The organism is Saccharothrix violaceirubra, from assembly GCF_014203755.1.
Lineage (GTDB): Bacteria > Actinomycetota > Actinomycetes > Mycobacteriales > Pseudonocardiaceae > Actinosynnema > Actinosynnema violaceirubrum.
This window is the reverse complement of record NZ_JACHJS010000001.1, coordinates 5,202,176-5,215,955: the sequence shown is the minus strand read 5'-3', so window position 1 is coordinate 5,215,955 and position 13,780 is coordinate 5,202,176. Positions and strand designations below refer to the sequence as shown.

Here is a 13,780-nt window from a genome sequence, read left to right as displayed (position 1 = left end):
CGGCGACCACCGACGCGACGTCGGACGGCTCGGTGTGCCGGCCGAGGGGTGTCGCGGCGGCGATCCCGGCGAGGTTCGCCCGGGTCGCCGTGACGAGCCCTTCGGTGTCGGTCACGCCGGGCAGCACGCTGTTCGCGGTGATCCCGCGTGGACCGAGTTCCTTGGCCGGGGTCGTCGACAGCGCCTCCACGGCGGCCTTCGTCGCGGTGTACACGCCCATGCCCGGCGCGGGCGACCTGGTGAGCCGGGTGGAGCTGTTCACGATCCGGCCCCGCTCGGGCAGACGGGCCGCGGCTTGGCGCAGGACCAGGAGGACGGCCTTGAGGTTGAGGTCCACCAAGCGGTCGAAGTCGTCGGCGGCGAAGTCCGCGATCGGGCCCGTGCACGGCGATTCCGGCGTTGTCGACCACGAGGTCCACGGCGTGCTCGAACAGGCGCCCGACGTCCTCCTGCCGCGTCACGTCCGCTTGTACGGCGAGTGCGTCGCCGCCGGCAGCGACGATGGACCCGACCACGTCCGCCGCGCTGGACCGGTACCTGCCCGGAGCGTGCCGGTACGCGGTCCCGCAGGGCGGGCACCACCTGTGGGTGGCCTGCGCCCCGAGGTCGACGAGGAGGAGTTGTCCGCCCGGTGCGTCCGGGCCGGCGTCCGCTACCGGCGGCCCGCCGGGCTGCTCGTGGACGGCGGTCCGACCACCGCCACGACGGTGCGCCTGTCCCTCTGCCACCTGGCCGAGGGGGACCTGGTCGAGGCCGCGTCGCGGTTCGCGAAGGGCGTCCGACGCGCGACGCGAGCGCCATCCGGCTCCGGGGTTGTCATCCTCAAGGCTGATGGTCGCGGCTGAGAACTCAGGCGAACCACGGATGTGCGAGCTGAAGATCTCCTGAAGGATCGGGCGCATGGCCGGCCCGTTGGACCTGTCCCTGATCGAGGGACCCATTCCCGTCACCGCGACCGTCGTGGCCGCGCTCGCCCTGGCATACCTCGCGATCCGGAGGAACCGGACCTGGTGGACCCGGGTGCTGCCGGTCGTCGTGTCGGTGTGCGCGCTCGTCGTGACCGGGGCGACGCTGGTCGTGGACCACGTGTGGAAGCCGTGGCCCGAGCCGTTGCCGCCGGTCCTGGCCGTGTGGTCGGGTGCGGTGCTGGTCGCGTCGGCGCTGGCGGTCCTGCGGCTGCGGTCCGGACGCTGGTACGGGCGGGTCCTCGGGGTGGTGCTGGCCGCGGCCGTGGCGGCGGGCGGCCTGGTCGCCGCCAACGCGTACTTCGGCCAGTACCCGAACACGCGCGCGGTGCTGGACGTCTTCCGGAACGACCGGGTCGACCTCGACGCCGCCGCACCGCCGCCGACCGACGTGGTCGAGGTGCCGGCGGGCAAGCGGCTCGCGGACGTCTGGCGGCGGCCCGCGGGGCTGCCCGACCGCGGCACGGTGTCCGAGGTGACTATCCCGGGCGCGCTCCAGGCCCGGCCGGCGTGGGTGTACCTGCCGCCCGCCTACCACGCGACGCCGCGCCCTCGGCTGCCGGTCGTCGTGCTGATGGCGGGACAGCCGGGGAGTCCGCGCGACTGGTTCGACGGCGGTCGGCTCGCGGACAACCTGGACGCGTACGCGCGCGGGCACGACGGGCTCGCGCCGGTCGTCGTCGTGGCCGACCAGTTGGGCAAGGCGACGGCGAACCCGTTGTGCCTCGACTCCGCCCTCGGCCGGGCCGAGACGTACCTGGCCCGCGACGTGCCCGCGTGGATCGAACGGCGGCTGACCGTCGACGAACGCCGTGAAGCGTGGACGGTCGCGGGCTTCTCGCACGGTGCCACGTGCTCGGTGCAGCTGGCTGTGCGCGCGTCGGACGTGTACGGCAACTTCATCGCGCTGGCGCCTCAGGGCGAACCCACGCTGGGCACCCGCCAGGAGACCGTCAAGGCGGCGTTCGGCGGCGACGAGGCCGCCTTCACGCGGGTCAACCCCCTGGACATCCTCGCGGGCGGGCGGTTCCCGGGCACGGCGGGTGTGATCGTCGCGGGTCGTGACGACGGCACGTACCGGCAGGCCGACGCCGCCGTGTTCGAAGCCTGTCGCAAAGCCGGAATGGACGTGTTGTGGAACGAACTGCCGAACGGTCACGACTGGAACCTGGCGCGGCAGGGGCTCTTCGGGTCCCTGCCGTGGCTCGCGGCGCGGACCGGGTTGGTCGGATGATCGTCCGGTTCCTCCGCCGCGCACCGCTGACGTGCGCGTTCCTGATCTGCTACTGGACGGTCGGCACGCTGACCGGTGTCGTCCAGGGCCGCGACGACGACCTGCTCGACCGGGTGGGCGTCGGCCTCGGCAGTCCACTATGGACGATGCTCGGCTCGGCGCTGTGGTCGACGGACCCGCTCGGCTACCTGGCGACCACCGTGCTGCTGCTCGGGTTCGGTCCCCGGGCGGAACGCGTGTTCGGCGCGGCGCGGACCGCGGCGATCTTCCTCGCGGCGCACGTGACGGGCGTGGCACTCGGCCTCGGTCTGGTGCTGTCCGGGCGGGAGCTGCACTGGTCGTGGTTGGAATCGCTGGACGGCGAGGTCGCGGTGGGGCCGTCCATCGGCGGGGTGGGGCTGGCGCTGGCGCTGTCGTTCCGGATCCCGCCGCCGTGGCGGCGGCGCGTCCGGCTGTTGACGATCCTGTCGTCGCTGGTGCTCGCGCTGTACTCGGGGTGGCTCCTGGACGTGCTCCGGTTGTCCGGCGGCATGGCGGGGGCGCTGATCGGGGTGGTGTTCCTGAGACGCGGGCCCGTGCCGAGGACGCGTTCGGTGCAGGAGACGCGCGTGCTGGTCGCGTTGCTGCTCGCGGCCTCGGCCCTCGGCCCGGTCGTGGCGATGATGTCGCCTTACCCGAACGGCCCGCTGTCGTGGTTCGCGGACGTCGTGGTCGTCACCCAACCGTCGCCGGAGTTCGTCGACGAGGTGTGCGGCGCGGACATGGTCGACGCGTGCCGGACGATGACGATCCAACTGACGTACGACCGCTTCCCCGCGCTCGTGATGTCGCTGCTGCCCGCGTTGCTCCTGCTCGTGCTGGCGGAAGGGCTGCGCCGCGGTCGGGTGTTCGCGTGGTGGTCGGCGCTGGTGTCCAACGCGGCGTACGCCGGGTTCATCGGGTGGTACCTCATGGCGGTCGCGCGGTTCCCGGACGCGGGGGTGGGGGAGGCCGCGTTCTCCCTCGCCGTCCCGATGCTGGCACCGCTCGCGATGGTGGTGGTGCTGGTGGTGACGCGCGGGCACTTCACCGTGCGCCTGCCCCGACACGCCGCGCGCCGGTTCCGGCGGTTCACGTTCGGCAGCGTGGCCCTGTTGTCGGCGCTCTACGTCTTCGGCGGGTACCTGGTGCGCGACCAGTTCACGCCCGAGCCGGGGTTCCTGCGGCTGCTCGCGGACCTGCCGACGCGGTTCCTCCCGCCGGGGTACCTCGACCTGGTGCCCTTGCAGTTCGCCGCGGAGGGATTCGTGGGCGCGCTGCTGTTCGAGTACACGGGCGTGGTGTTCTGGCTGATCGTGATGACCGGTCTGCTGATGGCGTCGTGGCGCGCGTGGCCGTGCTCGGGCGCGGAAGCGGCGGAACGCGCTCGTGAACTGGTGCGGCGCCACGGCGGTTCGTCGTTGTCGTACATGACCACGTGGCGCGGCAACCAGTACTGGTTCACGCCCGACGGCGGGACGGCGATCGCGTACCGGGTCGTGGCGACGATCGCGCTGACGATCGGGGACCCGGTCGGACCGGCGCGCGTCGAGGCCGTCCGCGGGTTCACGGAGTTCTGCGCGCACAACGGGTGGACGCCCTGCCTGTACAGCGTGGGCGCTGAGACGCGGGAGGCGGTCGAGCGCCTGGGGTGGTCGGCGGTGCAGGTCGCCGAGGACACCGTGATCGACCTGCCCGGTCTGAGCTTTACCGGCAAGAAGTGGCAGGACGTGCGCACGGCGTCGAACCGGGCGGCCAAGGCCGGCATCACGGCCGAGTGGTGCACGTACGCCGACGCCCCGTTCGCGATCACCGACCAGGTCCGGTCGATCTCGGCGCAGTGGGTGGCGGACAAGGGCCTGCCCGAGATGGGCTTCACGCTGGGCGGCCTGGCGGAACTGGCGGGCGACGGCGTGCGCTGCCTGCTCGCGGTGGACGGCGATCGCACGGTGCACGGCATCACGAGCTGGCTGCCGGTGTACGCGGACGGTCGGGTGGTCGGGTGGACGCTGGACCTCATGCGCCGCCGTGCGCACGGCTTCGCCGGTTCGATGGAGTTCCTGATCGCCTCGGCCGCCCAGCGGTTCCGCGCGGAGGGCGCCGAGTTCCTGAGCCTGTCCGGCGCACCCCTGGCCCGGCTCGACCGGGGCGAACGCCCCCGCGCGCTGCAACGCGTCCTGGACTTCACCGGTCAGGTCCTGGAACCGGTCTACGGCTTCCGCTCCCTGTTCGCGTTCAAGGCGAAGTTCCAACCGACGTACCGCCCGATGTTCATGGCCTACCCGGACTCGGCGGCGCTGCCCCGCATCGCGAACGCGGTCGGCCGTGCCTACCTGCCCCACTTGAACGCCCGTCAGGGCTTCCGCCTGGCCACCCGGATGTTCCTCCGGACGCGGCGGCGCACCACGGCGGGCGACCGGGCCGGCCGGGTCGCGAGCGGGTGACCCGACCGGCCGCTGTGGACGGTCCGGTGACGCAAGGTCCCGGATGTGTCGCTCTTTGCTTATGTCCGGTATGCCCATCCGTCGACATAAGGTCACCCGCAGTTTTGTGAAAGTTGCTCATCTTGTTCGAACTGCTTGCGAGCGTGCGGGACGACGACCTCGAGCAGAAGGAGCACCCGCAGCATGTCCCCCCAGCAGTCAAGACGCGCCGTGTTGGCCGTCGCCCTCGCCGGGACGGTGGTGGCCGCGGCCCTCGCCCTCCCCGGCTCGGCCTCGGCTGACACGGCGAACGTCAGCCGGGTCATCCTCACGCCCACCGCGACGCCCACCGAGTCGCAGAGCTTCACGTGGCGCAGCACCGACGTCGGCGGCGGCACGGTGCAGCTGCGGCCCGTCGGCGGGTCCGCCGTCGACATCGCCGCAGCGGCCGTCGACACCAGCACGCTCAACGGCGTCGACTACACGCACTACTCGGCCACGGCCACCGGCCTGACCGCCGACACCGCGTACGAGTACCGCGTGGGCACCGGCACCGAGTGGAGCAGGTGGCGGCAGTTCCGCTCGGCCGCCAAGAGCGCCAAGCCGTTCGAGTTCCTCTACTACGGCGACGCCCAGATCGGCCTCGAGTCGACGTGGCCCGCCGTCGTCGCCGCGGCCAATGCCAAGGCCCCGAACTCGGCCGGCAGCGTGCACGCCGGTGATCTGATCGACTCCAGCACCCAGATCCAGTGGACCAACTGGTTCGCCGGCATGGGTGAGAGCGCCGCCACCACCCAGGTCCTCGCCGCGCCCGGCAACCACGAGTACAAGAACGACGGCGCGCTGCGGAACTGGAAGATGAACTTCGAGTACCCCGCGAACCACCCCGGCCTGACCACGATCGGCGCCCTCGCCGACCGGGCGAAGGGCGACACCGACGCGGCCCGGCAGACGGCCGCCTACTTCGCGCACTGGGACGACGTCGCCAAGGAGACCGTCTACTTCAGCGACTTCCAGGGCGTCCGCTTCATCACGCTCAACGCCACGCAGAGCACGGGCTACCTGACTCCCGCGTCGCTGCCCGCGTGCGCCGTCGACTGCCCGGAGCCGGACGCGCTGTGGATCGAGTTCCAGGCGGCGTGGCTTGACCACGTGCTGGCGACGAACCCGAACAAGTGGTCCGTCGTGACCTTCCACCAGCCGGTGTACAGCAGCGCGGAGGGCCGTGACGAGCCGCTGCTGCGCGACAACTGGGTCCCGGTGTTCGAGAAGCACAGCATCGACCTGGTGCTGATGGGCCACGACCACACCTACGCCCGCGGCTACAAGAACTCCGACGCCACCGCCACGCCCGGCATCACCACCGGCCCGGTGTACGCGGTCAGCAACTCCGGTGCCAAGCACTACACGCTCGCGCCCGCCAACGACAACGTGTGGACGCGCAACGCCGCCACGCAGGTCCGGCGCGGCCAGGGCGTGACCACGTACCAGGTGATCTCGGTCAACGGCGACACCGTCACGTACCGCTCCTACGTCGCGGAGAAGACCGCGAACTCGCCCGAGCCGCACAAGGTCGGCGACCTGTTCGACAGCTTCACCATCACCAAGCGCAACGGCACCAAGTTCGTCACCGAGGCGGGCATCGAGGCGCCGGTCGGCGACGACGAGCAGCGCGTCAAGGTGACCGTGCCCGAGCGTGCGCCGGGCGAGCTGGTGTGGAGCATCGACGGCGGCAACGGCGTCGTGGACCTGGGCACGGCCAAGGAGTCCGGCGACCACTTCGCCGCCCGCGGCACGCTCAACCCCGTGCGCGTCACCGACACCCGCATCACGTCGGCGCCGTGGTCGCTGTCCGGCCAGGTCGGCGACTTCACGTCGGCGGGCCGCGCGGTCGGCGGCAAGTACCTGGGCTGGTCGCCGTTCCTGGGCGACAACGCCGGTGGCGCCGTGGCCGGTGCCGCCGTCGCGTCCGGCTTCCTGTCCGGCGACGGTCTGGCGCGCTCGGCGACGCTGGGCAGCGCGCCGGCGGGTCACGCGGCCGGGTCGTCGGTCCTGCGGGCCGACCTCGACCTGCGGCTGCCGATCACGGTGGCCGACGGCACGTACCGCGCGACCCTCACCCTGACCGCACTGGGCTGATCGTCCTTCGGGGTGGCGCGGGTTCTCCGCGCCACCCCGTCTTCTTCTTGGGAGACCCCGATGCCGTTGCGCGTCCTGCTCGTCCTCGTCGTGTTCCTCCTCGGGATCACGACACCCGCGTCGGCCCAGGAGTCGGTGACGTGGGGCGTGCGCCCGGCCGGTACCGACGGTCGGCCCAACTACGGCTACTCGGCGGCTCCCGGCGACACGATCCGCGACGCGGTGGCCATCGCCAACCACGGCGACCGCCCGATCACGCTGTTGGTCTACGCCGCCGACGGGTTCACGACCACGTCCGGCCAGCTCGACCTGCTGCCGGCCGGCCAACCCTCGACCGACCTCGGCACCTGGGTGGCCCTGGCACAGTCCCAAGTGGAGGTTCCGGCGCGCTCGGCCGTGGAAGTCCCTTTCACCATCACGGTTCCGGCCGACGCGGGACCCGGCGACCACAGCGGCGGCATCGTCACGTCGTTGGCCGTGCCGGAGAGTTCCGGCGGCGTGCGGGTCGACCGCAGGCTCGGCAGCCGCGTCCACCTGCGGGTCACGGGCGAGGAGAAGCCCGCGTTGGCGATCGAAGGACTGTCGGTGGCCTACGACGGGAACCCGTTCGGGTTCGGCACGGCCACGGTGTCGTTCCGCGTGACCAACACCGGGAACCTGCGGGCGGGCGGTACGCAGACGATCGCGGTCGAGGGCCTGTTCGGACTCGGTGGCCGGGAGCGGTCCGTGAGCGTGCCGGAGCTGCTTCCCGGTGCCGGGTCGGACTTCACCGTGCCCTTCGCCGACGTGGCGCCCCTGGTGTGGCTGGACGCGTCGGTGCGGCTCGTGCCCCAGGTCGCGGGTGGCGGTGCCCTGGCCGAGGTGACGGCCGAGACCGGCACCTGGGCCGTGCCGTGGGTGGCGTTGCTCGTCCTCGTGGCGGTGGCCGGGCTGGTCGTGGTGCTGCGGCTGCGGGCACGCCGACGTCGGGCGGCCACCGACCGGCGGATCGCCGAGGCGGTCGAGGAGGCGTTGACCGGGGTCAGGTGACTTGGTCGACAGCGGCGCCCAGGGCTCGGGCCAACCAGCCCAGGCCGTGGGCGCGGTCGCGGTCGGCGTCGGTCATGCGGCCACGCCCACCGTGGTCGTTGAGCGACCAGCCGGCCCGGTTCGACTCGGTGAGCCAGGCGCGGACGTGGCGGCCGAGCGGACTGTCGGGCGTGATCGTGACGCGTTCGGCGCGTTCGGCCGCCGCGAGGGCTTCGGCGAGTTCCGGAGTGTCGGTCACGCCGTGGAGGGCGGCGAGTCGCCGTGCCTCCGCGACGGCGTCGAGCGGACCGTCGTAGCCGGGGCGTGCGGCCGGGGGTTTCGGTGCGGCGCTGAACCATGGTTCGACGTGGGCACTGGGCAACGGGCCGCACAGCGCCTCGAACGAGGGCAGGACACCGGTGATCAGTTCAGCCAGGCGCAACGCCCGTGCGATGGGGTGATCGTCGAAGGCGCCGTCCTCCTCGTCCGAGAAGCCCAGTTCGCGCATGTGCGGGAGCAGGCGGTCGGGATCGGTGCCGTGCCGGTATACGGGGAAGTCGGGATCGAAGCCCGTGACCGGACTGCCGTCGATCGCGTGGTCGAACGCGTTGGAGGCGTAGTCGTGCCGCAGCACCGAGACCGCCTCGGTGCCGCGGGACAACGTGTCCACCAGGTTCGAGCCGGTGAAGCCGGACGGTTCGAAAAGGACGGTCCACGTGCCGAGCGACAGGGCGGCGGCCAGGTCCGGGTAGCCGTGGTCGAAGTCGTGCAGTGCCGCGCACTCCTCGGGCGTGCGGGTCGCCACCGTGTCGGGTAAGCCGCCTATGCGCCGTAGTGCCTCGGGACCGTCCACGTCCCGGATGAACGTCAAGCAGAAGATCTCGCCGAGGAACCGGTCGTGACCGGCGTGGGCGTCGGCCCACGAGAGATCGTCGAGTGCCGTCATGTGGAATCCCCCTTGATCGTGCCGAGGGTCCGAGGGTAGAGGTCGGTCAGAACAGCAGGGTCGGCACGTCGCGGACACCGGCCAGGACGTGGGTCGGGTGTTCCGCCGACAGTTCCGCCTTGGTCTGGGCACCGGTGAGGACCGCGACCACGTAGCCCGCGTCGGCGGCCCGCCCCGCGCGCACGTCCAGGACCGTGTCACCCGCCACCAGGACGTCGGCCGGGTCGGTCGTGCCGGTCAACGCCATCGCGCGGTGGATCATGTGGGGGAGGGGCCGGCCGCCGCCGACCTCCGAGGCGCACACCACGGCGTCCAGGTGCTCGTCCACGCGCCAGCCCACCGATTCCAGCAGGGGATCCGTGATCTGGCGGTCGAAACCCGTCGTCAGGACCACGCGGACGCCGTTGGCGCGCAGCGTCGCCAGGGCCTCCGTGACGCCCGGCAGCGGGGTCGGTGGCGTGGCGGCGTACTCGGCGCGCAGCCGGGTCACGAACTCGGTGTGCAGGTCTTCCACGTCGTCCGTGCCCGTCAACGCCGCCAGCGCCTCGCGCTTGTCCGCGCCCATCCACGGCCGGATGTCGGCGTCGATGCCCCGGTCGGCCACTACGGACGCCAGCGTGCGGTAGACGGCACCGCCCTCGTCCACGGTCGTGCCGGCGATGTCCAAGGCGGCCAGGGTGATCATCGGGTTTCCTCTCGGGACAGGCGGGCGCGGACGGTCGCCGACAGGCGGTCCACGGCCACGACGAGCACGACCACCACGAGGATGTGGGTGAGCATCTCGTCGAACTTGAACAGCTTGATGGACTGGTTGATCAGGAAGCCGATGCCGCCCGCGCCCACCAGGCCCAGCACCAGGGACGAGCGGACGTTCACGTCGAAGCGGTACATCAGCAGCCCCGCCAGCTGCGGCAGGACCGACGGGAACAGGGCGTGCACGGCCACCTGGATGCGGCCGGCGCCCGCCGAACGCAGTGCCTGCGGCGGGCCGGGGTCGGCGTCCTCCAGGGCCTCGGCCCAGAGCTTGCCCATCACGCCGACGTTGTGGCACACCAACGCCAGCACGCCGGGGAACGGGCCCAGGCCCACCGCCGTCACGAAGATCAGCGCGAACACCACGTCGGGTACGGCCCGCAGGAACGACAGGACGGCCCGGGACGCCTGGTAGACCCACGCCGACGGGGCGGTGCCCTTGGCCGCCGCCAACGCCGGCAGCAGCGACAGCGGGATCGACAGGGCCGTGCCCAGCAGGCCGATCCACAACGTCACCAGCGCGCCCGACAGGCTCGGGCCGAGCACCTTCCACGACAGGTCCGGCGGAATCGCCTCGCCCAGGAAGTCGGCCATGCCCTCCCAGCCCTCGACCAGTGCGCCGAACGACACGTCGGTGGCGTCCCACGCGATCACGTGGGCGGCCACGACGGCCGCCGCGATCAGCCAGCCGAACAGGACCGCCTTGGGGCGCTTGGGTTTCGGGGGAACCGGAAGCCGGTCGACGGTGATCACGCCGCCTCCAGGGTCGGGTAGAGCGCGTCGACGGGCTGGTCCGGCGGGCCGTCCAGCACCACGCGGCCGTCGCGCAGGCCCACCACGCGGTCGGCGTGGCGGGCGGCGAGCGCCGGCTGGTGCAGGACGGCCAGCACCGCCAGGCCCTCGACGTGCGCGAGTTCGGCCAGCAACGCCAGGACCTGCTCCGAGGCCGCCGGGTCCAGGGCCGACACGGGTTCGTCGGCCAGGACCACGCGTGGGCGTTGGCACAACGCCCGCGCCACGGCCACGCGTTGCTGCTGGCCGCCGGACAGGCTGCCCGCGCGGTCGTGCGCGCGGTCGGCGAGGCCCACCCGGTCCAGGCAGGCCATCGCCTCCTCGCGCACGTCGCGGGGGAAACCGAAGAGCGAGGCCCCGAGCGGCAGGCGGCCCAACGCGCCGGCGCACACGTTGTCGAGCACCGAACGGCGTTGCACGAGGTGGATCCGCTGGAACACCAGCGCCAGGTCCAACCGGCCGCACGGCCGGCCGTCGACGGTCACGCGGCCCGCCGCCACCGGGACGAGGGAGGCGGCGGCGCGCAGCAGCGTCGACTTGCCCGAACCGTTGGCGCCCAGGACGGCGAGCAGTTCGCCGCCGGCCACGGTGACGTCCACGCCGTGCAGCACGGTGCGGTCGCCGTAGCGGACCGTCATGCCGCTCAAGGCCAGCATCAGACGTCCTTCTCGGTCAGGCCCAGGGTCTCGGCGAGGTCGAACAGCGGCTGGTAGGTCGAGCGGTCGACGGCGACGAGCCTGCCGGGCGGGTCGACGTCGAGCAGGGCGCCGATCTCCTTGACCGCCTCGGGCGACAGGCCCAGCAGCGCGTCCTTGACGGCGGTCTTGAACTCGGGCTTGAGGTCGCCGCGCACGGTGATCGGGTCGTTCGGGATCGGCGCGGACGTCCAGACCTGGCGGAACCTCGACTTGTCGAACGTGCCGGCGGCCGTGGCGCTCGCGAGCTGCTGCGAGTTGATCTCGGCGGCGTCGACCGAGCCGTTGGTCAACGCCAGCAGGGCCTCGGGGTGGCCGCCCGCGTAGGAGATCTTCAGGTCGGTCTCGGCGATGCCGACGTCCTTGAGCGCCTTGCGCGGCAGGGCGTCGCCGGAGGTGGAGCCGACCGAACTCAACGCCAGGGACCGGCCGCGCAACTTGTCGACACCGGTGATGTCCGAGCCGACGGGCACCCAGATGCCCGCCGTGTAGCTGGACAGCCTGCCGTCGGCCTCGCCGAACGACGCGACGGCCTCGGCCTTGGCGCGCTTGCTCGCGAACACGTAGCCGAGCGGGCCGAAGACGCCGATGTCGAGCTTGCCGTTCTCCATGGCGAGGACCTCGGCGGCGTAGTCCTCGGTGACGGTCAGCTCGACCGGGCAGTTCAGCGACTTGGACAGGGCGTCGGCCAGCACGCGGGCGGCCGGGGTGAGGCGCTCGGGGTCCTCGAACGGCTCGACGCCGAAGCGGACCTTGCCGTCGGGGCACGTGGGGGAGGACGCGGCCTCGTCGGCGGACCCGCCGCAGGCGGTCAGCGTCAGGGTGGCGGTGATCAGGGCGGTGGCAAGCGCGGTAAGGCGCATGATGGGGCTCCGGGGGAGGCGGGGGATTCGGGAAGACCTTCGCAACCCTGAGCCGTCCGGGTCAACGACTTGTATTGACAAGTCATGCTCTGTTCACCTGGTGTAGGCCCGAGTGCATTCCGCGCCACGACGTGAGTGCGACTTGTAGAGTCAGGTGCATGTCGACACCCCTGCACCGGACGGTCGCGGCCGAACTGCGTCGGCGCATCCGCGGCGGCGAACTCGCGGTCGGCGAGGCGGTGCCGTCGGAAGCCCAGCTCTGCCGGGAGTTCTCGGCCTCGCGCGGACCCGTCCGCCAGGCGCTCGCGGCGTTGCGCGACGAGGGGTTGATCAGCGGTGGGCAGGGCCGGCGGGCCGTGGTGCTCGACGCCGTGCCCGCCCAGCCCTTCGAGTCGTTCCTGTCGTTCACGCGCCGCGCCGAGCTGACCGGGCACGTGCCGGGGCAGCGGTTGCGCGAGATCGCGTTGCGGCGCCCGGAACCCGCCGTCGCGGCGGCACTGGAGGTCGACCCGGACGACGTCGTGGTGCAGCTGCTCAGGTTGCGGCTGCTCGACGGCCGGCCTGCGATGGTCGAGCGGATGACGTACGTGGAGTCCGTCGGCCGGCCGCTGCTCGACGCCGACCTCGACGCCGGGTCGATCTACGCGCTGCTCATCGAGCAGGGCGTGGACCTGCACTCGGCCCGGCACACGTTCGACGCGGTGGCGGCCGACGCCCTGGACGCGTCGCTGCTGGAGGTCGACGAGGGCACGCCGCTGCTGCGGGAACGGCGGTTGACGACCGACTCCAGGGGCGTGCCCCTGGAGTGGTCCGACGACCGCTACCGGCCCGACGTGGCCACCGTGACCGTGACGAACACGCGCGGTACGCGGGCCGTCGCGTTCTAGGGGACGACCGCCTGCCGGGGTGCGGTGGACGTGCGGGCCGCGGCGATCGCGTCGTCGAGCCGGTCGAGCGCGAACCGCCCGGACACCAGCCCGGCGAACGGCAGATCGTCGTGCGCGGCCAGGAAGTCGACCGCGGTGCGCAGGTCCGCCGCGCGGTAGTTGTGGACGCCGACGATCGTGTGCAGACCGCGCACCACCCGTTCCGGGTCCAGACCGATCGCCGCACCGGGCGACACCGTGCCCGCGAGCACGACCGTGCCGCCGATCGTCACCGCGCCCAGGCACGCCTGGGCGGCCTCGGTGCGGCCCGAGAGTTCCAGGGCGACGTCGACGTCCTCGACCGGCGCCGCCTCCGGGGTCTCGGCGGCGCCGAACCGGATCGCCTGCGCCCGTCGACCCGGATCGGGGTCGAGGACCACCACGTGGGCGCCGGATCGGGACGCCATGGCCGCCGCCGTCACGCCGAGCATGCCCGCGCCGGTGACCAGGACACGTCGTCCGGCCAGGGGCCCGGCGGCGGCGACCACCGCGGCGACCGTCGCCGTGGCGCACGACGCGGGCGCGGCCACCTCGTCGGGGACGTGCGCCGGGACCGGCATGACGGCCGTTCCCGGCACCAGGACGCAGTGGGACGCGAACCCGCCCGTCAGCGGCGCGTCCGCGTCCCACCGCTCGTGCCCGTACTTGCGCAGCACCCGGCACTTCTGGGCCATGCCCCGCGCGCACCGGTCGCAGGAACCGCACGACGCGGTGACCGACCAGACCACCCGCAGTCCGGTCGTCACCGGGGTGCCGTCCACGCACGCGGGGACGTCGTCGCCGACCGCGAGCACCGTGCCCACCTGCTCGTGCCCCAGTACGCCGGGCACGGGGGAGGGGCGTCGACCGTGCACGGTGTGCAGGTCGCTGCCGCACACGGTCGCCAGGTCCACGCGGACCAGCACCTCGCCCGGTCCGGGCTCGGACAGCGGCGTGGTCACGAGGGCGAACGGCGTGCCGACGCCGTCCCACCTGGCGTAGCGGGCGTGCTCGCGGAGCATGGTGTGTCCTTTTAGGT

At 72.6% G+C, this 13,780-nt stretch carries 12 protein-coding genes and 1 pseudogene; 6 read left to right on the top strand and 7 right to left on the bottom strand.

The features are described from left to right. Positions 1-61 precede the first annotated feature (61 nt). A pseudogene (locus F4559_RS36820) lies at positions 62-337 on the bottom strand (SDR family NAD(P)-dependent oxidoreductase); the annotation flags it as partial. Between F4559_RS36820 and F4559_RS35465 the strand changes: the two are divergent. The 5 genes from F4559_RS35465 (at position 321) to F4559_RS23725 (ending at position 7,808) form a co-directional block, all read left to right on the top strand. Further along, complete coding sequence (locus F4559_RS35465; protein WP_376774655.1) at positions 321-845, top strand: hypothetical protein; 525 nt, start codon at positions 321-323, stop codon at positions 843-845. The pseudogene F4559_RS36820 and the gene F4559_RS35465 sit on opposite strands and share 17 nt — an antisense overlap. A 55-nt stretch (positions 846-900) precedes the next feature. Next, the gene (locus tag F4559_RS23740) at positions 901-2,199 is read left to right on the top strand and encodes an alpha/beta hydrolase (RefSeq protein ID WP_184672194.1); all 1,299 of its coding nucleotides are present in this window, start codon (positions 901-903) and stop codon (positions 2,197-2,199) included. After that, entirely contained in the window at positions 2,196-4,661 is a 2,466-nt protein-coding gene (locus F4559_RS23735; protein WP_184672192.1) for a phosphatidylglycerol lysyltransferase domain-containing protein, read from the top strand. The genes F4559_RS23740 and F4559_RS23735 overlap by 4 nt, the downstream gene beginning before the upstream one ends. A 210-nt stretch (positions 4,662-4,871) precedes the next feature. After that, a complete protein-coding gene (locus F4559_RS23730) occupies positions 4,872-6,779 on the top strand; it encodes a purple acid phosphatase family protein (RefSeq protein WP_221447359.1) in 1,908 nt (635 codons plus the stop codon). Between the two features lie 12 nt (positions 6,780-6,791). Then, entirely contained in the window at positions 6,792-7,808 is a 1,017-nt protein-coding gene (locus F4559_RS23725) for a WxL protein peptidoglycan domain-containing protein (RefSeq protein ID WP_184672189.1), read from the top strand. Here the strand turns inward: F4559_RS23725 and F4559_RS23720 are convergent. From F4559_RS23720 to F4559_RS23700, 5 genes are read right to left on the bottom strand one after another with little or no spacing between them, the layout of a single operon-like run. Continuing rightward, positions 7,801-8,733, bottom strand: a complete 933-nt coding sequence (locus F4559_RS23720; RefSeq protein ID WP_184672187.1) for a DUF6461 domain-containing protein — start codon at positions 8,731-8,733, stop codon at positions 7,801-7,803. The two genes, F4559_RS23725 and F4559_RS23720, sit on opposite strands and share 8 nt — an antisense overlap. A gap of 46 nt (positions 8,734-8,779) precedes the next feature. Further along, on the bottom strand, positions 8,780-9,418 hold the full coding sequence (locus F4559_RS23715) for a phosphonatase-like hydrolase (RefSeq protein ID WP_184672185.1): 639 nt from the start codon (positions 9,416-9,418) through the stop codon (positions 8,780-8,782). Further along, on the bottom strand, positions 9,415-10,239 hold the full coding sequence (gene phnE, locus F4559_RS23710; RefSeq protein WP_184672183.1) for a phosphonate ABC transporter, permease protein PhnE: 825 nt from the start codon (positions 10,237-10,239) through the stop codon (positions 9,415-9,417). The genes F4559_RS23715 and phnE overlap by 4 nt, the downstream gene beginning before the upstream one ends. Further along, on the bottom strand, positions 10,236-10,934 hold the full coding sequence (locus F4559_RS23705) for a phosphonate ABC transporter ATP-binding protein (protein ID WP_184672181.1): 699 nt from the start codon (positions 10,932-10,934) through the stop codon (positions 10,236-10,238). The genes phnE and F4559_RS23705 overlap by 4 nt, the downstream gene beginning before the upstream one ends. Next, the gene (locus tag F4559_RS23700) at positions 10,934-11,836 is read right to left on the bottom strand and encodes a phosphate/phosphite/phosphonate ABC transporter substrate-binding protein (RefSeq protein ID WP_184672179.1); all 903 of its coding nucleotides are present in this window, start codon (positions 11,834-11,836) and stop codon (positions 10,934-10,936) included. Before F4559_RS23700 ends, F4559_RS23705 begins: the two co-directional genes overlap by 1 nt. Positions 11,837-11,994: 158 nt before the next feature. Here F4559_RS23700 and F4559_RS23695 point away from each other — a divergent pair, with 158 nt between their 5' ends. After that, positions 11,995-12,723 (top strand): GntR family transcriptional regulator, encoded by a 729-nt coding sequence (locus tag F4559_RS23695; RefSeq protein WP_184672177.1) that lies wholly within the window; start codon positions 11,995-11,997, stop codon positions 12,721-12,723. On the opposite strand, the gene F4559_RS23690 is transcribed toward F4559_RS23695, so the two are convergent. Further along, positions 12,720-13,763: a zinc-binding dehydrogenase gene (locus tag F4559_RS23690; protein ID WP_184672175.1), complete on the bottom strand. Its 1,044-nt coding sequence runs from the start codon at positions 13,761-13,763 to the stop codon at positions 12,720-12,722. The two genes, F4559_RS23695 and F4559_RS23690, sit on opposite strands and share 4 nt — an antisense overlap. Between the last annotated feature and the right edge of the window lie 17 nt (positions 13,764-13,780).